The 20830-nt window shown below is 70.5% G+C and carries 17 protein-coding genes and 1 pseudogene; 5 read left to right on the top strand and 13 right to left on the bottom strand.

The genetic code is table 11. The features are described from left to right. Positions 1–439: 439 nt before the first annotated feature. Positions 440–1180, top strand: a complete 741-nt coding sequence (locus ACZ4XX_RS13670) for a peptidoglycan recognition protein family protein (protein ID WP_468508110.1) — start codon at positions 440–442, stop codon at positions 1178–1180. 368 nt (positions 1181–1548) lie between these two features. Next, positions 1549–2430 (top strand): MurR/RpiR family transcriptional regulator, encoded by an 882-nt coding sequence (locus tag ACZ4XX_RS13665; RefSeq protein WP_468508109.1) that lies wholly within the window; start codon positions 1549–1551, stop codon positions 2428–2430. Between the two features lie 68 nt (positions 2431–2498). Here ACZ4XX_RS13665 and ACZ4XX_RS13660 read toward each other — a convergent pair whose 3' ends face one another. From ACZ4XX_RS13660 to ACZ4XX_RS13635, 6 genes are all read right to left on the bottom strand, one after another. Continuing rightward, positions 2499–3362 (bottom strand): MurR/RpiR family transcriptional regulator, encoded by an 864-nt coding sequence (locus ACZ4XX_RS13660; RefSeq protein ID WP_468508108.1) that lies wholly within the window; start codon positions 3360–3362, stop codon positions 2499–2501. An 89-nt stretch (positions 3363–3451) separates the two neighbouring features. After that, on the bottom strand, positions 3452–4741 hold the full coding sequence (locus ACZ4XX_RS13655) for a cyanophycinase (RefSeq protein WP_468508107.1): 1290 nt from the start codon (positions 4739–4741) through the stop codon (positions 3452–3454). 160 nt (positions 4742–4901) lie between these two features. After that, on the bottom strand, positions 4902–6116 hold the full coding sequence (locus ACZ4XX_RS13650; RefSeq protein ID WP_468508106.1) for a M20 family metallopeptidase: 1215 nt from the start codon (positions 6114–6116) through the stop codon (positions 4902–4904). After that, positions 6113–6877 carry an amino acid ABC transporter ATP-binding protein gene (locus ACZ4XX_RS13645; protein WP_468508105.1) on the bottom strand — a complete coding sequence of 255 codons (765 nt, stop codon included), beginning with the start codon at positions 6875–6877 and terminating at the stop codon, positions 6113–6115. Before ACZ4XX_RS13645 ends, ACZ4XX_RS13650 begins: the two co-directional genes overlap by 4 nt. After that, a complete protein-coding gene (locus ACZ4XX_RS13640) occupies positions 6874–7836 on the bottom strand; it encodes an amino acid ABC transporter permease (protein ID WP_468508104.1) in 963 nt (320 codons plus the stop codon). The genes ACZ4XX_RS13645 and ACZ4XX_RS13640 overlap by 4 nt, the downstream gene beginning before the upstream one ends. Positions 7837–7838: 2 nt before the next feature. Then, a complete protein-coding gene (locus ACZ4XX_RS13635) occupies positions 7839–8783 on the bottom strand; it encodes an ABC transporter substrate-binding protein (protein WP_468508103.1) in 945 nt (314 codons plus the stop codon). A gap of 332 nt (positions 8784–9115) precedes the next feature. Here ACZ4XX_RS13635 and ACZ4XX_RS13630 point away from each other — a divergent pair, with 332 nt between their 5' ends. Further along, positions 9116–10546 (top strand): pre-peptidase C-terminal domain-containing protein, encoded by a 1431-nt coding sequence (locus ACZ4XX_RS13630; protein WP_468508102.1) that lies wholly within the window; start codon positions 9116–9118, stop codon positions 10544–10546. A 97-nt stretch (positions 10547–10643) separates the two neighbouring features. Here ACZ4XX_RS13630 and ACZ4XX_RS13625 read toward each other — a convergent pair whose 3' ends face one another. The 3 genes from ACZ4XX_RS13625 to ACZ4XX_RS13615 form a co-directional block, all read right to left on the bottom strand. Continuing rightward, a complete protein-coding gene (locus ACZ4XX_RS13625) occupies positions 10644–12077 on the bottom strand; it encodes an aspartate ammonia-lyase (protein ID WP_468508101.1) in 1434 nt (477 codons plus the stop codon). A 131-nt stretch (positions 12078–12208) separates the two neighbouring features. Then, the gene (locus tag ACZ4XX_RS13620; protein ID WP_468508100.1) at positions 12209–12859 is read right to left on the bottom strand and encodes a response regulator; all 651 of its coding nucleotides are present in this window, start codon (positions 12857–12859) and stop codon (positions 12209–12211) included. Continuing rightward, positions 12856–13953 (bottom strand): sensor histidine kinase, encoded by a 1098-nt coding sequence (locus ACZ4XX_RS13615; protein ID WP_468508117.1) that lies wholly within the window; start codon positions 13951–13953, stop codon positions 12856–12858. Before ACZ4XX_RS13615 ends, ACZ4XX_RS13620 begins: the two co-directional genes overlap by 4 nt. A 182-nt stretch (positions 13954–14135) precedes the next feature. Between ACZ4XX_RS13615 and ACZ4XX_RS13610 the strand changes: the two genes are divergently transcribed. Both ACZ4XX_RS13610 and ACZ4XX_RS13605 read left to right on the top strand, forming a co-directional pair. Next, a complete protein-coding gene (locus ACZ4XX_RS13610) occupies positions 14136–14867 on the top strand; it encodes a class I SAM-dependent methyltransferase (RefSeq protein WP_468508099.1) in 732 nt (243 codons plus the stop codon). Continuing rightward, a pseudogene (locus tag ACZ4XX_RS13605) lies at positions 14765–15286 on the top strand (DedA family protein); the annotation flags it as partial. The gene ACZ4XX_RS13610 and the pseudogene ACZ4XX_RS13605, both read left to right, overlap by 103 nt. A 389-nt stretch (positions 15287–15675) precedes the next feature. Here ACZ4XX_RS13605 and ACZ4XX_RS13600 read toward each other — a convergent pair. From ACZ4XX_RS13600 to ACZ4XX_RS13585, 4 genes are all read right to left on the bottom strand, one after another. Then, positions 15676–17316 carry a tetratricopeptide repeat protein gene (locus ACZ4XX_RS13600; RefSeq protein WP_468508098.1) on the bottom strand — a complete coding sequence of 547 codons (1641 nt, stop codon included), beginning with the start codon at positions 17314–17316 and terminating at the stop codon, positions 15676–15678. Positions 17317–17529: 213 nt separating this feature from the next. Next, entirely contained in the window at positions 17530–17931 is a 402-nt protein-coding gene (locus ACZ4XX_RS13595) for an STAS domain-containing protein (RefSeq protein ID WP_468508097.1), read from the bottom strand. Next, positions 17928–19046, bottom strand: a complete 1119-nt coding sequence (locus ACZ4XX_RS13590) for a cobalamin B12-binding domain-containing protein (RefSeq protein ID WP_468508096.1) — start codon at positions 19044–19046, stop codon at positions 17928–17930. Before ACZ4XX_RS13590 ends, ACZ4XX_RS13595 begins: the two co-directional genes overlap by 4 nt. After that, positions 19043–20719, bottom strand: coding sequence for a SpoIIE family protein phosphatase (locus ACZ4XX_RS13585; RefSeq protein WP_468508095.1), 1677 nt, complete (start codon positions 20717–20719; stop codon positions 19043–19045). The genes ACZ4XX_RS13590 and ACZ4XX_RS13585 overlap by 4 nt, the downstream gene beginning before the upstream one ends. Between the last annotated feature and the right edge of the window lie 111 nt (positions 20720–20830).

Raw genomic sequence — 20830 nt, 5'->3', positions numbered from 1 at the left:
GCGCCCCGCAGTGGAAGTCCGGAGCGGGCAACGTCTACGCGGACGAGGGCAACCACTGGGACGTGACCTTCTACAACTGCGGCGGCTGCTGACCGCCCGCACCCTACGTGCCCGGTGGCCCTTCCGTGTCCTCCCGCGCACGGCTCCCGCACCCGAGCAATCACGCCCGGCTCACCTCACCTGGAGGACTGTTGACCCAAGAAGCCTCTCGTCGCGTCGTACTGCTGGCGGCAGTCGGCAGTGCGCTCGCACTGCCCGTCGTTCATGCGGGAACCGCGCATGCCTCCACCCCCCTTCCGCCAGGGGAACCCCGGCACTCCGTCGTGACGAACCCCCGCGACCCCGGCGCGGTCTACGGCTCCGATGCCGCCCGGAACGCGCACGCCGAACCGTTGAACGCCGCCGTCGGCTGCGCCGCGGATCGTGGAGGGCGAAGCTGATGGCCACGTTCGTCACCCGCGCCCAGTGGGGCGCCCGAGCACCCAGGAGTGTCAGCGGCAACATCACACCGGAACAGGGCGGTGTGGTCGTCCATCACGTCGATGCCGTGAAGGTGGCCGAGGCCGACCACGCCGACTGTGCCGCTCAGGTGAGGGGGATTCAGAACTTCCACATGGATTCCAACGGCTGGTCGGACATCGCCTACAGCCATCTCGCCTGCGTCCACGGCTACCTCTTCCAAGGGCGCGGCGAGAACGTTCGCACCGCCGCGCAGGGCACCACGCAGGGCAATGACGACTGGTACGCGGTCTGTGCGCTGACGGGTGGCGCCGGCAGCAGCTACGACGTCATCACGGCCGGGCTGATCGACGCCATCCGGTACGGGATCAACCGCCTACGGGTGTCGGGCGGCGCCGCGCAGGCCCTCACCGGCCATCGCGACCACCATCCGACCGGCTGCCCGGGCGAACTGTACGCCCGGGTCCTCAGCGGTGATGTCAACCCTGGTGGCGGTCCACTGCCCTACCCCGGGGTCAGTTTCCGCCAGCCCCCGGCCACCGTCCACGCGAGCGTGGCGACCTGGCAATACCGGATGAACAGCGCGCACGGCTACTCCCTCACCGTGGACGGCCAGTACGGCCCGGGCTCCGACACCGCGTGCCGCGGTTTCCAGTCGAGCAGAGGTCTGAGTGTGGACGGCGTGGTCGGGCCGGCCACCTGGGGTGCCACGTTCCCCTGACGTGACCTTCCACGTGCACCGCCGAACGACGCGTCGTACGTGATCAGTCGGTTCGGTGTCCGACGTACGCGGAAGCGGCCTTCGTGCCGGACATGTGCTGCGAGCAGGGAAGGCACATGTCCGGCCCCACGCCCATCGGTCAGACCGGCCAAGACGGGCGGAAGCGACATCTCTGCCTACGCCGGCCCGGATCCCCGCCGTGAGCCGCTCCAGACCTCTGCACCTCACACGTAACAGGCGATACATTTAGGGGAAGGGAATGCGTCGTCTGTACGTCCAGATTCTTTGACCCAGCTGGGATGTGCGCCACGTCACCACCGAAGACGGAGACGGACGGCAGCGATCTGTCCGCCGCAGAGAGGAAAATCATGAGTCTCACGCTGGCCGATGAGATCCGCAACCGGCTGGGAGATCTCAGCCCGGCCGAACGCAAGGTCGCGCGGGTCTTGCTGGCCGGGTATCCGGCAGCGGTCTTCGAGACGGTGGCCACGATCGCGGAGCGTGCCTCGGTCTCCGCTCCCACGGTGCTGCGCTGCGCGTCCCGTCTGGGTTACAAGGGTTTCCCCGACCTCCAGGCCGCTCTGCGGTCCGAACTCGACGCGCGTACCGCTTCCCCCATCACCTTGTACGAGACCGCCGAATCGTCTCAGCGGCGCAGCGTGCCGGAACGTTCGGAAGAGGTGTCCGGCCCACGGCTCGAAGAACGCTCGGCGCTCCTCCAGCAGGCCGTGGCCCAGACCTTCAAGGAGGTGGCTCCGCAGGAGTTCAGCGACGCGGTGCGTCTCCTGAGCGATCCGCGGCGCCGGGTTCACGTGGCCGGCGGAAGGTTCACGCATCTGCTGGCCCAGTACCTGGGTCTGCATCTCACGCAGTTCCGTGATCAAGTGGACTTCCTGCCCGACAGGGATGTGGAGCGGGCTTCTTTCCTCACCCAGCTCACTCGTCGCGACGTCACCGTGCTCTTCGACTACCGGCGCTACGAGGTGGACAAGACCGTCATCGCCGAGTTGGCCCGCGAACGTGGCGGGAAGGTCATCGTGTTCACGGATCCGTGGCTCTCGCCGGCCGCCGCTCATGCCGACGTCGTTCTCATCACCCAGGTGACGTCCGACTCCCCGTACGACAGTCTCACGCCGGCGCTGGCCCTCATCGAGTCATTGGTCGCCGCCGTGCTCGACCAGGTCGGAAACGAGGGACACGAGAGGATGAAGCGCGCTGAGAGCGTGGCCCGCCGCGCCGGCCTGCTCTGATTCGGACAGGCGCCGCTCGGGGACACCTGCCTGCCGGTGCTGTGCGGCTGACGGCCTGCTGCCGGACGTCACACGAGACCTGTGCGGCAGGCGGTCTCCTCGCTCTGCTTCATGTGCCGGTGGGCGTCGTCGCCGAGAGTGGCGACGACACCGGCGACCACGGTCTCCACGACGGCGAGCGTGGGGACGAGGCTGTCGTAGGGAGAGGGAGTGTCGACACGGCTGGGAAGCACGACTTCCGCGTGAGCGCTGGTCGGTGACAGCCACACGTCGGTGAAGACGATCACCTTGCCGCCGCGTTCCTGAGTGAGTTGCGCCATGGCTTGCTTGTCGTTCTCGTAGCGCCGGTAGTCGAAGACCACGAGGACGTCACGCCTGCCGAAGGCGTTGAGTGCCGCTGTGCGCTCGACGTCCCGGTCGGGCAGGAAGCGGACGTCGCCCCGGAGCTGCATCAGGTGCAGCCCGAGGTACTGGGCCAGGACGTGGGTGAACCGGCCTCCGGCAAGGACGATGCGGCGCTTGCGGTCGGAGAGAAGCGAGACGGCGGTCTGGAGATCGTGGGGCGCCAGCTCGGTGAGCGTCTGAGCCAGGGCGTTGCCGAACAGTTTCGCACTGCGGGCCATCAGGCCGCCCGGGGACTGCCGGAGGGCCGCATCGTCCGCTGTTTCGTAGAGATGGATCGGGGAGGCGTTGCGTTCGTCGAGCTCGTCGCGGAGAGCTGCCTGGAAGTCCGGAAATCCGTGGTATCCCAGGCGGCCGACGAAGCGCAGGACGGTCGGAGCACTGACGCCCGCCCGTTCGGCGACGGTGGCGACGGTCTCGAATCCCGCCGAGGGATAGGCGACGAGCAGGACGCGGGCGACCTTGCGTTCCGCCGGGGTGAGCGTGCCGAGTCTGTGACGGATGTCGTCGGCGAGGAGGCTGGTCGTCATGGGGGCCCTCCGTGTGAGCCGAGGTCCTCAGGACCGGGTGGCAGAGCCGAGGGAGGGGCGGCACGTGGGGGCCGGCCCTGCCGGGGTGGTCATCGTGGTGCGATGTCGATCTGCAGATCGACGAGCGTCTGCGGCACGGCACCGTCTTCGGTCCAGGCACTGAAGCCGCCGGCCTTGGTGAAGGTGACGGTGAAGCGGGGGTCGGTCCCGAAGGTGGTGGCGGTCGCGGTCCTCTGTGCCCGGGTCGATGCGAGGGCACGCGCGGTGGTGCGGAACGAGTAGGGCGTGCCGTCGGGATTGGACGCGGAGAAGAAGACGTCGTCGTTGGCGGGAACAGGGCTCGTGCCGACGGGGCGCAGGCGCCGCTTGTCCGCAGCGGGGTAGGCCGTCCAGGTGTGCGGGTGGTACCGGTCCGCCTGGGTGAGGTACGTGTAGCGGGCCCTGCGCATGCTCCAGCCGGCGGGTCCCGTGCGGGTACGGGCGGCACGCAGGTCCAGGACGGCGACGCCGTTGGGGCCGAGGACCGTCATCCGCTCGCGCCGGCTGCCGGGGTCGTCGACGATCAGGGCGGTGTTCTCCTCGAGCGCGTAGACGCGGTCGTGGCCGGTGTCTGCGGCCAGGCGGTACGCCCTGCCCTCCCGTCCGTAGGCTCCGGTGTGGGTGTCGACGAGTCCGGAGGTGAGGAATCCGAAGCCGCCCCGGGGGATGTATCCGAGCCGGGTGGGGTCCTCGAAGTAGCCGGGGGCGCTGCCGTCCCGCAGGCCCTCGTAGGACTCGCCGCCGCTGACCATGTCGGGGCCGGAGACGATCTGGGCGCCGGCGGAGGAACCGGAGATCACCGCTCCTTGGGCGAGCTTGGCGCGGATGGCCGCGAGGACCTTGGAGTCGGTGTGCTCGTCGCCGCGCAGCAGGGTGGTGATGTAGCGGTACTGGTCACCGCCGCCGAAGAAGAAGCCGGTCATGGAGTTGACCTGGGCGACGACGGCGTCGGAGTCGGCGTTCGACACGTGGTCGACGTCGAGCGGCACCCACTCGGCAACGGCGGCGCCGTGCCGCGTGAACAGGTCGGCGTAGTAGGCGCCGTTGCACGCGGAGTTGCTGCACCGTTCCGGGTCGCCGGCGTCGGGGTCCTGACTCTCGGGCACGGAGGCCGCGGTGATGACCCCGATGCGGGCGGCGGGGCCGCCGGCGCGCCGGATGATCTCGCCGTAGACCGGGGAGTTGCTCTCCTTCAGCCCTCCGCCGATCAGGACGAGTGAGCCTGCCTTGTGGCCGGGCCGTTCGGGATCGGCCTGGGCGACGGGAGCCGTGGCGAGGAGGGTGAGGGTGACGCCGCACATGAGAACAGTGCGGCGTGCGGAACCTGAGGATGCGCGCATGAATGCCTCCGTGGATCGGATGGCGGACGGACCGAGCCCCTCGCCCGCGTACCGGTGCCGGTTCTGCGCGGGCGGGTGCGGCACAGTTCTGCGGGGCGGGTGAAGAGGCACGGGCGGGGCGTTCGAGACGCCTCCGGGGTTCGTCCGACCAGAAGGGGGGTCAGGGATTTCGGGCGTCGCCGAGGGATGCGACGAGCGCGGCGAGCACGGCGACGCGCTGGGGGACGCTGGAGATGTCGAGCCATTCCTGGGGGGTGTGGTCGGCGCCCCCGATGGGCCCGAGCCCGTCCAGGACCGGCACTCCCGTTCCGGCGATGAGGTTGGCGTCCCCGACTCCGCCCGTGGCCGTGGCGCCGAGTTCCACGCCGACCGTGCGTGCCGCCTGCCGGGCCTTGTCGAGCATGCGGCGCGAGGCGGCGGTGTCCTCCATCGGCGGGCAGAGATCGAGCTGCTCGACGACGACGCCGGTGCCGGGCACAGCGGGGTGGTCCGCGGCCTCCTGGATGGCCCGCCTGACGCGCCGGACGTCGGCCGTGGTGGCCGCTCGCACCTCGACGCGCAGTTCGGCTTCCGGGCAGACGATGTTGGCGCGCGTACCGGCCCGGACCACACCCACGTTGAGGGTGACGTCGTCCCAGTGGCCGTTGAGTGCGTGCAGGGCGACGATCAGGTGCGCGGCGGCGAGAGCGGCGTTGGCTCCGCGCTCGGGTTCGATGCCGGCGTGCGCCGCTCTCCCGGTGACGGTGAGGCGGAAGTCGGCGACGCCTTTGCGGGCGATGACGAGGTCGCCGTTCTCCCGGGCGCATTCGAGGCCGAGACCGTAGTGCATGCCCTGGGCGGTGCGCTCGATGAGGCCGCGGCTTGCCGGTGAACCGATCTCCTCGTCGGGCGTGGCGAGGAAGACCAGCTCGTCGTACGCCTCGGTGCCGTGCTCGGCGAGGACCTCCAGGGCGGTGAGGCCTGCCAGCAGGCCTCCCTTGTCGTCGCTCACCCCGGGCCCGTGGGCAAGGGAGCCGATCGTCCGGAAGGGGCGCGCGGCGGCGGTTCCGTCCTCGAAGACGGTGTCCATGTGGCCTGCGAGGATGATCCTGCGTCCGCCTTCGGATTCGGGGAGCGTGCCGCGCTTGCGGCCGATCAGCGCGTCGCCGGACCGGTGTCCTGCTTCGGACGGGAAGCTGACACGTGCGACGTCGAATCCGAGGCGGTCCAGGCGCCGCTGCACCCAGTCGGCGACCTTGTTGACCCCTGCGGCGCTGTAGGACCCCGAGTCGATGGAGACGAGCGTCTCGAGATCGCGCAGGTATTGGGCGCGGTGGGCGCGGGCCAGGCCGAGGAGTTCGGTGGCCGACTCCTGCCGGCGGACCGGGGCGCTCACAGGACCTTGGACAGGAAGGCGCGGGTGCGGTCCTGTTCCGGGTCGACGAGTACCCGGCGGGGGTCGCCCGCTTCGACGACGATGCCTTCGTCCATGAAGACGGCGGTGTCGCCGACCTCGCGGGCGAAGCCGATCTCGTGGGTGACGACGACCATGGTCATGCCGTCCGCGGCGAGCTGCCGCATGACGTCCAGGACGTCGCCCACGAGCTCGGGGTCCAGCGCGGAGGTCGGCTCGTCGAAGAGCATCAGCTTGGGCTTCATCGCGAGGGCGCGGGCGATGGCGACGCGCTGCTGCTGTCCGCCGGACAGCTGGGCGGGATAGTGGCGGGCCCTGTCCGCCAGGCCGACCTGTTCGAGGAGGCTCAGGGCGTGCTCGCGGGCGGAGCTCCTGGCGACGGCGCCGACCCTGACGGGGGCTTCCATGACGTTCTCCAGGGCCGTCATGTGCGGAAAGAGGTTGAACCGCTGGAAGACCATGCCGATGTCCCGGCGGTGTTCGGCGACCTCCCGCTCGCGCAGCTCGTGCAGCCTGTTGCCGTGCTGCCGGTATCCGACCGGTTCCCCGTCGACGGCGAGCTTGCCGCCGTCGACCTTCTCCAGGTGGTTGATGCAGCGCAGGAAGGTGGACTTGCCGGAACCGGAGGGTCCCAGGAGACAGCAGACCTGGCCGCGTTCGACGGTGAGGTCGATGCCCTTGAGCACCTCGAGCCTGCCGAAGTGCTTGCGCACGCCTTGGGCGCGCACCATGGGAGTGCTCATCGGCTCTCCTCCTTGCTGTTCTTGCCGATCCGCTCCACGGCTCCGCCGAGCATGCGCCGGAACGGAGAGACGTACCCCGCCCTGGTCGTGCCGCGTCCGTACCGGCGTTCCAGCCATGCCTGGGGAACGCTGAGCAGGGTGACGAGCGCGAGGTACCAGAGGCTGGCGACGACCAGCATGGGGATGACCTGGTAGTTCTGGGCGTAGACGTCCTGGATGTTCGACATGAGGTCGTGGGCGGAGATGACCGAGACGAGGGCGGTCATCTTGAGCATGTTGATGGTCTCGTTGCCCATCGGCGGGATGATGACGCGCATGGCCTGGGGCAGGACGATCCGTCGCATGGTGAGTGCGGGGCGCATGCCGAGCGAGTGCGCGGCTTCGGTCTGGCCAGGGTCGACGGACTGGATGCCGGCGCGCACGATCTCCGAGGCGTAGGCGGCCTCGTTGAGGCCCAGAGCCAGCAGGGCCGCGATCGCGGGGGTGAGGAGGGAGTTGGTCTCTGCCTGGAAGAACGTGATCTCGGTGAACGGGACGCCGACCTTCACGTACTGGTAGAGGGCGGCCGCGTAACCCCAGAAAATGATCTGCACGAGCAGTGGGGTGCCGCGGAAGAACCAGACGAACGCGGTGGCCAGGCCGTAGAGGACGGGACTGGAGGACAGCCTCATGACGGCGATCAGCGTTCCGAGGCCCAGGCCCAGGGCCATGGCGGCCGCGGTAAGCCAGAGGGTGGTGGCGAGTCCGTCGAAGATGAGGTCGGCGAAGAGGTAGTGGCCGACGACGTCCCAGCGCAGGTTGTCGTTCTTGGCGAGGGAGCCGATCAGCCCGACCAGGGCCAGCAGCGCCACGGCCGCGGCGATCCAGCGCCCGTAGTTGCGGAGGGGGACGACTTCGAGGTCCTGGGCGTGCGGATCACTCTTGGGGATGGTCACGGTGGGTGCCTTGGTGTCGCTCATCTCTAGTCCACCGCCGCGTTCTTGGTGGCCTTGGGCACGGCGATCGACGCGACGCCGTACTCGTTGTAGATCGCAGCGACGGTGCCGTCGTCGAGGAGGGCCTGGAGGGCCTTGAGGATCGCGTCGGTCAGCTCGGGCAGCTCTTTGCTGACGGCTATGCCGTTGGGCGAGGCGTTGTAGCCGCCGGGCGCCTCGGGGTCGTTGACGAGGTCGAAGGCCTTGCCGTCGTCGGCGGTCTTGGCGACCCAGCCGGCGGCGGGCTTGGTGAGGACCTGGGCGACGGCCTTGCCGGAGCGCAGGGCGAGCTGTGCGTCGGAGTCCTTGGGGAAGGTCTGGATGTCGATCTTCCCCTTGCCCGCCTTCGCGCAGACCGCTTGATGGCCCTTCAACAGGTCGAGCTGGTTGGTCGCGGCCTGCACCGCGACCTTCTGTCCGCACAGCGTGTCCAGCGTGGTGATCTTTGCCGGGTTGCCCTCCGGGACGAGGATGCCCGATCCGGACTGCGAGTAGTCGACGAAGTCCACGACCTTCTGGCGGTCCCTGTTGTCGGTGATGGCCGACATCGCCACGTCGAACTTCCCGGCCTGGATGGCCGGGACGATGCCGTCGAACTTCTGAGGCGTGAAGACGAAGGCCACACCGAGCTTGCCGCCCAGCGCCTGTCCCAGGTCATGGTCCAGACCGGTCAGCTCGCTCCCGCCCTCCTTCACGAACATCTCGAAGGGCGGGTAGGGAACATCGGTGGCCACCCTGACCCTGCCGGCCTTCTTGATCTCCTCGGGCAGCATGTCGTGCAGGGACTGGTCCTTCTCGATCTCCACACCGGCGACGGAGACCTTGCCGGCTGCCTTGGGGGCGGAGTCGTCGCCCCCGCATGCGGAGAGGGACATGAGCGCTGTGGTCGCCACGGCGGCGGCCGCTGCCCGGTGGGCGAGACGCGTGTTCATCGGGGTGGATCCTCTCGAGGATTCTTCGCCGGCGAGTTCTGGCCGCCGGCCACAGCAGAGAAGTTACATATGGATCAGGATCCTGGCTAGATGTATCTCACGTTACGTTCACGTAACGCGGCATCCTGATACTCACACGAGGGGTTTAGCGCCATTCTGACCGCATATTCCGCGACCTCTTCGGGGCGAGAGGAGTTCCTGCGGCCTTACATCTTTCCGTTCTGACGAATGGCTTGTAAGTTCCGCTACCAACCCGATGAGCCGCGTCGGACGCCGTCACCCTGACGGCGTCCGTCTGCGGCGCTGCACGCATCCCTCTTACTGGAGCCCCGATGACCTCACGTCTCTCACACAAGACCGCACCGCTCGCGGTCGCCCTGATCGCGGTGACCGCAGCCATGACGATCCAGCAGCCCGCCCACGCGGCTGCGGACAGGATCAGGCTGGGCAGCACCTCCGACGCGAGTCGCGCCTCGTGGAACGGCCCCGCGTTCACGATGAACGGCGCCGGCGGCGTCGTCGCGGCCTCCATGACCCGGGCCATCGACGACATCCGCGGGGGCACCGGCAGCATCGATGTCGTCGTTCTCTCCGGATCGGCACCCACTTCGGGGAGCAGGACCCCCGAGTGCGACACCGTCATGGGTCTGACCGGCGTGAACTCGTGCACGACGTGGACGCTCACCGCAGCCACCGACGGCAACAACAGCCAGGTCAACACCGACGTCCGCAACGCCGAGTTCGTCTACTTCGCCGGCGGCGACCAGTGCAGGTACACGGCCTGGAAGGGAACGGCGCTCGAGGCGTCCGTCGAATCCGTCGTCGCCAAGGGCGGCGGCTCCGGCGGCGGAAGCGCCGGCCACCACATCAACAGCCCCGTCGTCTACGACGCCTGCAACGGCAGCGTCACCAGCGCCGAAGCGCTCGCCAACCCCTATGACCGCTACATCAGCTTCACCACCGGCATGTTCCAGTGGGCGAACTACGGCGGCGTCGTCAACGACTCCCACTTCGTGACCCGCGACCGCATGGGCCGCACGATGGCGTTCCTCGCCCGCTCGGTGAAGGACGGCCTCACGACAGGAGGCGCCGCCTGGGGTGTCGGCGTCGAGGAGGGTGGCGGGTCGCTGTTCATCGACCGCAACGGCATGGCCACCCAGTACGGCAAGGACGCCTATGTGGTCCTCGCCGACCACCAGCCCGAGCAGGCCGTCGACCGCAAGCCCCTGACGTACTCCGGCTTCAAGATCTGGCGCCTGACGCCGGGCGGCACGTTCGACTTCAAGAACCGGCCCACCTGCGGCTACTACCTGCGCAGCGTCACCAACGGGGTGACCGACGCCAACCTCTACAACGGCACTCCGGTGACCGACTGCGGAGGCCAGAGCGGCGGCACCGCACTCACCGAGAGCGAGCCGAACGACACCCGTGACACGGCCGACGACGCCACCGCCCTGCCCTCCCCCGGCACCCTGACCGGAAGCATGAAGTCCACCAGCGACCGCGACTACTTCAAGGTCGGTCTGGCCGCCGGCCAGACCGCCACCCTGAACTGCGCCGTCCCTGCCGCGTACGACGCCGACGTCTACCTCCTCGATGCGGCCGGCAGCACCCTGGAACGCTCCGTCAACGACGGCGCCGGCACCGACGAAACCCTCACCTTCACCCGAACCGCCTCCGGGACCGGCACGTACTACGTCGATGTGGAGGCTTACGACGGCAGCGGGACCGCCACGTACACCTGCACCCTGACCAAGAGCTGACGAGAGCGCCGGATCTTCGACCGATGTCCGGCGTGAAGACCCGGCCGCCCCCGCTCGCGGACCCGCCCCGGCACCCCCGGCCCGGGTCCTTCTCGGCCTACTGCGGATGGGCGAGCTTCCAGGGGTCGAGCCGCGCGTCCAGCTCCTCCTCCGTGAGCAGTCCGCCCCTGGCGGCCAACGTGCGCACGGACAGCCCCGTGTCCATGCATTGGCGCGCCAGCTCGGTCGCACGCTGATATCCGATGACCGGATTCAGCGCCGTGGCGAGGCCCGCCGACCTGTCCACCGATTCGCGGAGACGGTCCTCGTTCGCCTCGATCCCCTGTACGCACCGCTCGGCCAGGACGCGGCAGGCCGCCTCCAGACGGTTCATCGAGTTCAGGAGGTGGTGGACCATCAAAGGCTCGAAGGCGTTCAGCTGGAGCTGCCCCGCCTGGGCCGCCGCCGACACCGCGGCGTCAGCCCCGACGACGTCGAAGCACACCTGGTTGACCGCCTCGGGAACGACGGGGTTCACCTTGCCCGGCATGATGCTCGACCCTGCCTGCAGCGCCGGCAGGCGAAGCTCCCCCAGGCCGGCCCTCGGCCCGGAGCACAACAGCCTGAGGTCGTTGCAGATCTTCGACAGGCGCAGGGCGAACTGCTTCAGGGAGCTGGAGAGCTGAATGAATCCCCCCACCCCCTGGGTGCTCTCGACGGGCTGGCGGGCCGAGCGGACCGGGGCCGACGTGATGGTCGCCAGATGCGCCACGGCACGCTGCGCGAACCCGGCGTCGGCATTCAGGCCGGTTCCGATGGCGGTTCCGCCGAGATTGACTTCGAGCAGCGCGGAAGAGGCCCGCGTGACGAGCGACGCGTCATCGCGCACCGTGAGGGCGAACGCGTCGAACTCCTGGCCCAGAGTCATCGGTACGGCGTCCTGAAGTTGCGTCCTGCCGAGCTTCACGATCTTGGCGAACGCACCCCCGCGTTCGGTGAAGGCATGGGCGAGGGCGCTCATCGCGTCCAACAGACGTCCTGCGGCGGCGTACATCGCGAGCTTGGCCGCTGTCGGGTACACGTCGTTGGTGCTCTGGGAGCGATTGACGTCGTCGTTGGGGTGCAGATGGGCGTAGGCGCCGCGCTCGTGACCGAGCAGCTCCAGCGCCCGGTTCGCGATCACCTCGTTGGCGTTCATGTTCGACGAGGTGCCCGCACCGCCCTGGAACACATCCACCACGAAGTGGTCGTGCAGACGCCCTTCGCGGACTTCTCCGCACGCCGCGACGATCGCTTCGACCCGCTCCCGCGGCAGGGTGCCGAGTTCACCGTGGGCGAGAGCGGCTGCCTCCTTCACCTCGGCGAGGGCGATCACGAGCTCGGGATGGGCGGACAGCGCTACGCCGGTGAGCGGGAAGTTCTCAACGGCCCGAAGAGTGTGCACGCCGTAGTAGACGTGCCCCGGAACGCATCTCTCGCCGATCAGGTCGTGCTCCTTGCGTACGGAATCCACATTCGCCCCTTCGCACAAACCCTCACAGGAGGACGCCACAGCGGCATCCGTGCCAGCAGTATCAGGCATTACAGATATACATTTCAATACATCATCTGGACCTTGCGTTACGTGTCGGCGCTGCGCACCGCCGACTCGTCGTCGGCGTCGCGGGCAGCGCCGCGGTGGACTCAGGGGGTGAGGCCGGCGTCGCGGGCCAGGAGCGCGGCCTGGACCCGGTTGGTGACGTCCAGGGTGGCCAGGATGCGGCTGACGTGGGATTTGACGGTGCTCTCCCGCATACCGAGCGCGTTCGCGATGTCGGCGTTGGTGGCCCCCTCGGCCAGCAGCGCCAGGACGTCCGTCTCACGCGGGGTGAGAAGGCCGATCCGGTTCCGGGCCTGCGCGGTCCCGGCGCGGTTGGTGTGGTGATAGCGGTCGATGAGGCGGCGGGCGGCGGCGGGATGGAGCATGGCGGACCCGGCGGCGACGAGATGGACGGCGCGCAGGATCTCGGCGGGATCGGTGTCCTTGAGGAGGAAGCCGTCGGCGCCCGCGGCCAGCGCGCCGTAGACGTATTCGTCGAGGTCGAAGGTGGTCAGGGTGATGACCTTCGGCGGGTGCGGAAGTGCGCGCAGTCGAGCGGTGGCGGTGATGCCGTCCATGCGGGGCATGCGAACGTCGACGAGGGCGACGTCGACGTGGTGAGCGGTGGCCTGTTCGACGGCGTGCAGGCCGTCGGTGGCCTGGGCGACGACTTCGATGCCCTCGTCGCCGTCGAGGAGGTCGGTCAGACCGAGGCGTACGAGAGCGTCGTCGTCGACGACCATGGCGCGGATCACGTGCGGAGACCGTTCTGTTCGGCAGCGGGGTGAGGGATGCGGGCGGCCAGCCGCCAGGAGCCGGCGTCGCCGGGCCCGGCGGTCAGATGCCCGCCGAGTGCTTCGACCCGCTCGCGCAGACCGACGAGGCCGAACCCCGAGGGCACCGACCGGACGTCGTGGACACCAGTGGCAGGGGGGTTGGTGACCTCGATGAGCGTGGCGGGCGGCCCGTAGTCGATGCGGACGCGGACGGGTGCGTCAGGGGCGTGTTTGCGGGTGTTGGTCAGGGCTTCCTGGGCCAGGCGGTAGACAGCGAGCCGATGGGCGGCAGGGGCCCGCTCGGGCCTGCCCTCGATGGCCGTGTCGATGACCTGCCCGGCCGCCCGTGCCTGCTCGATCATCTCTTCGACGTCGCGCAGGACCGGTGCGGGCCGGTCGGTCACGAGCCGCTCATCGGTGGTGCGCAAGGCGCCCAGCACATCACGCAGGTCGGTCAGGGCGTCGATGGATGCAGTGCGCAGCATGGCCAGGCGTTCGACGACGGGAGCGGGCAGGGTGTCCTTCCTGGTGGCCAGGACGCCGGTGTGCAGGGCGATCAGGCTGAGCCGGTGGGCGAGCACGTCATGCATCTCGGCGGCGATCGCGGACCGTTCGGCGAAGCGTGCCGTCTGCTCTCGCAGTTCCCTTTCGATCCTCAGGTGTTCGACCTGTGTGTTCAGCGCTTGCACCAAGCGTCGCCGGTTGCCGATCCACAGGCCCCCTGTGACGGCCAGCAGCAGAAACAGGCTGGCTCCGTACTGCTGCGGCCTCCACAGGGAGACCGTCGGATGAAAGAGTGCGTTACCGGTCAGTGCGGCGGCGGCACAGGTCACGGCTGCCGGGGTGTGCCGGTCGGCGGCGAGGTCGAACAGGGCGAGAAGCAACAGCGGGAGCATGGGCCACCCCCACACTCCCGCCGCTGCCGTCGTCGCAGCGGGGGCGAGCAGCCAGTGGCCACGCCGCAGCAGCAGAAGCACTCCGCACACCACGGCCGCCGCGCCGCCCAGCGTGAGGTAGTGACCGCCTCGGCTCAATGCCTCGTTCTGCACGGCTGCCAGAGTCAGCAGCACCACCAGACCGTACCGGCCGGACGCGACCCATTTCCGACGTTGTTCCCGGTTCACCCGTAAATCGTAGGCGTGCGGCCGTCCCGCTTCCTCCGACGTTCTGCCATGGCGACCACCTACTTTCGTAGGGAGGGAGGGCCGCACAAGGGCGGATTCGCAGAACTGTCGGCATTCGTAGCGTCGAAGGCATGGACGACTGGACCACCTCACATGACCGTGTCCTCGCGCAGCGCAACGCCGAGGGCTGGATGTTCCTCCTCGAAGCCGCCCGTGATCTGCGTGCCACCGGAGCCATCGCCCCCAGCAGCAGGGCCCTGGGCCGCTCGCTCACCGACCCGGTGGCCGAGCACGGCCCACGCCCTCTGACCGTCATGGAGGCGGGCGCAGGCACCGGATCGGTCACCCGTGCCCTGATCGCCCGCCTCTCGCCGAACAGCCGCCTGGACGTCGTCGAGGCCAACGCCCGCTTCGCCGCCCAGCTGCGCCACCTCCTCCATGACCACCCCCGGTCGGCCGACGGTCGCGAACGCGTCCGTGTACACCACGCCCTCGTGGAACAACTCGACACCGACCGCCGATACGACGTGATCGTCTCCGGGCTGCCCTTCACCAACTTCACTCCCGCCCAGGTCGAAACGATCATGGATCGGTACATGGAGCTGCTTCAGCCCGGCGGCGCGCTCACCTACTTCGCCTACCGGGGCACCCGCTACGCCCGCGCCATGACCGCCACCCGCGCCGAGACCCGTCGCCACCGTGACGTCGAGGAGGTCCTCGCCGGCTACCAGCGCCGATATGCCACCGACTGTCGGACCGTGTGGGGCAACCTGCCCCCGGCGAAGGTCTGGCAGCTGCGCCGCCCCGTACGTCGGGCAGCCCGGACGGCGGCCCCGGCGGCCATGATCGGAGTGGGCCCGTGAACGCGCTGACCAGCTTGATCAGCCAGGTTCCCGCTCCGGCCGCATACGCGATCCTGGCCGCCGCGGTGCTGGCCGAGTCCGTCCTGCTGATCGGCGCGTTCATCCCGACCCTGAGCCTCCTGCTGGCCGCCGGCGCACTGGCCCGCGCCGGTGACCTGAATCTGGCCCTGGTCATCGTTGCCGCCTCATGCGCGGTCGTGGCCGGGGACGCCCTCGGCCACCGCACCGGGCACCTCCTGGGCAGCCGCCTGCGGACCGGCCGCCTGGGCCGCCGCGTACCCGCCGCCGCATGGCGCCGGGCCGAAGCCCTCATGGCCGCACGCGGCGGGCAGGCCGTCCTCCTCTTCCGATTCGTCCCGGTCATGCGCACCCTGGCCCCGCACCTGGCGGGCGCGACCCGACTCCCCTACCGCCGCATCGCTCCCTACAGTCTGCTCTCCGCACCCCTGTGGGCCGGCGTAGAAGCCTCAACCGGCTACGCCGCAGCAACCTCGCTCCAGCACGCCATGGCCCTCGGCGGCCCCGCACTCGCCGCCACCGCCGTACTGATCGCCGGGACCGTCCTGGCCACGGCCAAGATCCGCCGACGCACCCGAGCGCGCGGAGGGCCGTCGGAACCGACCGATCCCCACGACTCCGCTCACCCCGCCCCCCACCAGCGGAAGCGCCGCACCGTCTGCCGGCCCTGCTCTCGGCGGGAAGCCGCCACGGATGGCGCCGTCAATCTCTTCTCCACATGGAGCCGTGTGAGGCCGGACTCGTCACCGCCGGCAGGGCGGGTTATCGGCTTCCCGTGCTCGACATCCGCTCAGGGGCCGGCCGGTGGATCTCCCGCCACGGCCTGGGCGCGGTCGTCCTCCCCCATCGCGCGAAGGAGATCGATGAGGTCTCTCTTGGCGTGCAGGGTGTCGGGATGGTCCTCGCCCAGCACCCGCCGGTACCGCAGCAGGGTGTCCTCCAGGACGGCGAGGGCGGTCCGATGATCGTCGAGGCGCCGCAGGAAGATCGCCAGGTTGGCTGACGCGCGCAGTGTGCGGGGATCGTCGGGGCCGAGTGCGAGACGGCTCCGCCGCACCACGTCCTCGCACTGTCGCCGGGCCTCTTCGTGAGCACCGAGCGCGGACAGGCACGCGCAGAGGTTGCCGGCGACGGTCAGGGTCAGGGGATCCTCCCAGCCCAGCGCCCGCTCACAGCGCGGGAGAAGGTCCGCGAACACATCCCTTGCCTCGGCGTACTTCCCGAGGCCGACCAGGCACCCGGCGAGCCTGTTGGCCACCGCCAGGGTGTCCGGATGGTCCTCCCCGAGCCCTTCGTTCCAGGCTGCCCGGACTGTGCGGCCGAGGGCCGCGCCGGGTTCGTGCTGACCGGACACGTACAGGTAGCGCAGCACCTGTACCAGCAGGGCCCTGAACTCCTGTGGTTCGTGGCTGCGGAAGTCCGGGCGGTTGCACAGGATCCTTACGAGTGAGGCGAGTGTGCGGTACTCGGGCCAGGAGGCGGGAAGCTCTGGGTCGCTGACGGCAAGGCCGGCGTGCAGAGCCAGGATGCGACCTTGGAGATCCTCCGGGGCGTCGTCCTCGGAGCGGTCCGGCGGTGCGGTCGCGGCGTCAGAGGCTCGCGGCCCGCCCACCGCAGGGTAGGACGGGAGCGAGGACGACGTGGCCGACCTCCACAGGGACGTGGGAGTCCCTGACTCCTCGAGAAGAAGGGACGGGCACCCCCGCGCATGGTGGAGGCTGCAGCCGGAACTCAGTACCGAGGGCTCCCGGCCGTCGTACAACGCGTCCACGGGATACACCTCGAACGGTGCCCCGTTGTTGTTGATGACGGTGGTGCCCCGACGGCCCGCGCAGGTCCAGTCGAGCTCCAGCTGCCACGAGATCTCGTGCGTGCGGGCGATGGGCTCGAACCAGAACTGCTCCACGTCGGCGGCGCTGATGGAGAACGGGAAGTCCGCGCCCTGCGCCTGCATCTGCGGCACCCGGACGTCGAAGTCCGTCAAGAAGCGGCGGGGTTCGATCTTCGCCCCGATGCGGATCAGCAGACAGGCGGGGCGCGGTGGCCTGCGAGCCAGAACGACGGGGCGCGCGGCGTCGAGGACCACGGCCCGGTTCGTCCTGGCCTCCAGTGTGATGACGTGAATCGTGCCGCTGGGCACCATCACACGTGGCGGATCCGCATCCACGACCAGATCAGCGAGGGTCCCGCCCGGTCTCAGCTGCACGGAGGCGATGACCGGATCCTGCAAGTCGCTCGGAGTGTCGCCGCCACCGTAGGTGAAGGTCACACCGCCCTGCACCGTGTCCGCCATGACGACGTTGCCGAAGTGGCCGCCCGAGATGTGGTTGCCGTCCTTGCGCGGGGTGGGGGCAGGGTCGTCGGGCGCCCTCGTACCGGCCTCGTCGCGCCCGTCGGTGCCGCCGGCCGCCGGCCGGTCGTGCTCACTCACCGTTCTCTCCCCTCGTCGCGAGGCCGCCAGCCTATGGCGGAGCTGTACGGGCCCGGACGGGAATCGCACCGACTGACCGGTCTCGGCGGTGGTGGCTCATCGGTGTCGGCAACATCCCTCTCTCGACGGTGCCTTGCTCTGCGAGTCCGACGCGAGGGCCCGGTCCCTCCCCCCCTGCCGGTGGCCCGGCTGTACGTGTGCGACGTGCCCCGGCTAGGGACCGGCCGGACGCGGGTCCTTCGCCGCGCCGGTCGGGGTGTCCCCGTCGGGGCCGGCGCTCTCGGACCGGCCCGTCAGGTGCTCGTGCGTGCCGGTGAGCAGGAGCAGTCGGTCGAGGAAGGGCGGTCTGTGGTCGAGGTGCAGCCGGACGCCGGCGGCCGCGGCGAGCCGGTGGAGGGCCAGCAGGGCGGAGAGGCCCGTCGAGTCGCACAGGGTCAGTCCGGCGCAGTCGACGCGGAGGTCCGTCGGGGCGGAGGCCGGGTCGAGGCGGGCCCGTGCCTCGTCCAGCAGCTCGTCGGCGCTGTCCCAGGCCAGGTCGCCGGCGAGCGTCACGTACAGCACCCCGTCGGGTGCGGCGACGGCCTTGAGTGCGAAGGTGCGGTCGGGGGTGTTCACGAACGGGGTCCTTGGGCCGACGGGGCGGGTACGCGGACGAGGGCGCGACGCCCGGCGGCGAGGTGCGTGCGTGCGCGGGGGAAGTCGCGCTGGGCGTCGGCGAGCAGGTCGAGGGCGGCGACCAGGGCGGCGCCCGGGACGCCCCGGGCCTTGAGGATCCCGGCGGTCCAGGTGACGAAGCCGGTGAACAGCTCGGCGTCGTCGGCGTAGAGGGACGCCCCGAGGAAGTCGACGATGTGGGCGATGTCCTCGGCGGTCCGTTCCCGCTGTCTGTCGGTGTACGCGGCCATGGCCGGGACCGCGTCCTCGAGGCCCTGGAGGACCTGGCGGACCAGCTGGGTCCGGGCGCGTGTGACCAGGGTGTACTCCTGGTCGGCGAGATGGGGCAGATCGCCGGCGGGGGCCCGCCGGGCCGTGCCGGGCCACTGCGGGCCGGCGGCGAGGAGACGGGCGGCGGCGCGGGCGTCCGGTGCCCACCCGTCGGCGCCCAGCAGGCGGGCGTACCGGCCGTCGGGTCCGAAGGCGGCTCCGCCGACGAGGACGGGAAGCCCGATGGCCTGGATGGCGGTGACGGCGGCGTGGGCCGTCGGGAGCCGGACCGGCAGCGAGGACGAGAGGGCGACGACGTCCGTGCCGGTCTGGTGCAGATGCGCGACGAGGTGGGGGGTGGGGACGTGCGCCCCGAGGTAGTCGACGAGGAACCCCCGGCCGCGCAGGACCTCGGCGAGGAGGCGGGCGGGCAGGGCGTGCCACTCGCCGTCGACGCAGGCGACGGTCACGCGCCGGGGCGTCGCCCCGGTCTCCGGCCGGGGGTTCGGCCCGTCCGCGGTGCGGTGGGCGAGGGCGGCGACGACGCGGTCCTGGATGGCCGTCGCGGCGTGCTCCTGGGCGACGCCGATGCGGCCGGCGGCCCATTCCGCGCCGATCCGGGCCTGGACGGGGCCGATCACGTCGAGCAGGAGGTCCTCGACCGGGACCCCGGCGTCGTGGGCGCCGAGGACGGCCTCGGCGGCCGCCGCCTCGTCCCTCGCCTCCAGTGCCGCCCACAGCTGTCGCCGGGCGGCGGCGAGGTCGGCGGTCGAGGGGGGAGAGGGGGTCGTCGTCTGTGTGCTCATGCGGTGTACCTGCCCCGGGTGTGGCCGTTCACCGCGGACAGATGGGTGGTGTGCGGCGCGGTGATGGCGACGACCGCCATGTCGTCGTGGGGGCCGCGGCCCACCCAGTCCCCGGCGACCATCTGCACGCGCTCGACGACGGCCTCGGCCGGGAGGCCCACGCATTCGGCGAGCGCGGAGCGCAGCCGGTCCTCGCCGAACATGCCCTCGCCGAGCGGCCCGCCGCGGGCCTCCGTGATCCCGTCCGTGTAGAGCAGGCAGGTCTCGCCGGGAGACAGGTGTACGGTCGCCGACCGGCTGGTGACGACGGGGAGGGCGCCCACCAGGGTTCCGCCGGTGTCCGCCTCCTCCACCTGGCCCGTGGCGCGCAGGACGAGCGGGAGGGGGTGGCCGGCACTGGTGAGCCGGAGCCGCACCTGGCCGCCCGTCCGTCGCACCGAGGCCAGGACCAGGGTGGCGAAGCGGGTGTGCCTGGCGGTCAGCAGGGCGCCGTTGAGCAGCCGGAGGACGTCCTGGTGGTCGCCGGCGAGGGGCAGCAGGGCCTGCACGGTGCTGCGGATCCTGCCCGTGAGCACGGCGGCGTCCAGCCCCTTGCCGCACACGTCGCCGAGGACGGCGAGCGTCTCCTGGCCGTCCTCGGTGCCGGGGTGCACGTCGTAGAAGTCGCCGCCGATCCGCTCGGCGTCCTGGGAGGTGCGGTAGCCGCCTGCGAAGTCGACCCCGCCGACGTGGTGGAGCTGCGGCGGGAGCAGTTCGGCGATCAGCGCGCGGGTGATGCGGGCCTGCTCCGCGTAGAGGCGCGCGGCCGACAGGGCGGCGCCGGCGCGGGCGGCGAACAGTCGGGCGAAGCGTTCCTCGGACGCGTCGAAGGCCCGTTGCCCGCTGCGCCGCAGGAGGATCAGGGCGCCCGCGGGCACGCCGTGGCCGGGCAGCGGGGTGATGGCGACGGACCCGGGGGTTCCTCCGAAGTCCTCGGGCACGGCCCAGGAGGGCAGTTCGGCCGGGTCGATCCAGCGGGCGGGCACCGGCGGGAAGCCCTGCAGTGCCTCGGCGAGACCCGGTACGAGGATCGGGTCGAGGGTGAGCTGCCGCCGCTCGAAGCCCTCGCCCGTGGCGGTGACCACGGTGTACCGGTTCCGCACGGGTGGGGAGATCACGAGGGCCGCGTCGCCGAGGTGGGCGGCGGCGAGCTGGGCCGCCTTCTCCAGGCAGCGGTCGGGGTTGAGCGAGGACAGCAGCTGTGTGGACGCCTCGGCCAGGAGCGTGTGGCGCTCCCGTTCGGTCCGCAGGGCGTCCTGGGCGGCCGTCAGGTCGGAGTCGTCGACCAGCCACCATGCCACGTCGCCGTGGCCGGACCGGGTGGGGTGGGCTCTCAGGAGCCGGCCGTCGTGGCTGCCGCGCAGCGGGGCGGACCCCGCCCGCACCGGAGCCGCGGCGGCCGGTGTGCGTGCCGGATGGGCGAGCCGTCGGTGGGCGTCGGCGAGCCATCCCGGGACGACCTCGTCGAGCCTCGTGCCGATTCGCATCCGTGGGAAGAGGTCGGCCGCGGCGGCGTTGAACTCCACGACACCGCCCTCGCGGTCGGCCACCACGGCCGGGTGCGGCGACCCGAGCCAGGAGGTGCCCGCGGCTGCCAGGGTCTCCCGGCCGGACTTTCCTTCGAAAACAGTCATAAGCGTGGCCCGCGTATGGTGGCCCGCCACCTTTCCACTCGACGTCAGCTCGTTCGTTCACCCTTGCGGAGCGGGCGCCGCACAGCAAGTGAACCCCTCCGTTCCCGTACG

The sequence above is a fragment of the Streptomyces sp. NPDC029956 genome, from assembly GCF_055574655.1.
This window is presented reverse-complemented; position numbering and strand designations above follow the sequence as displayed.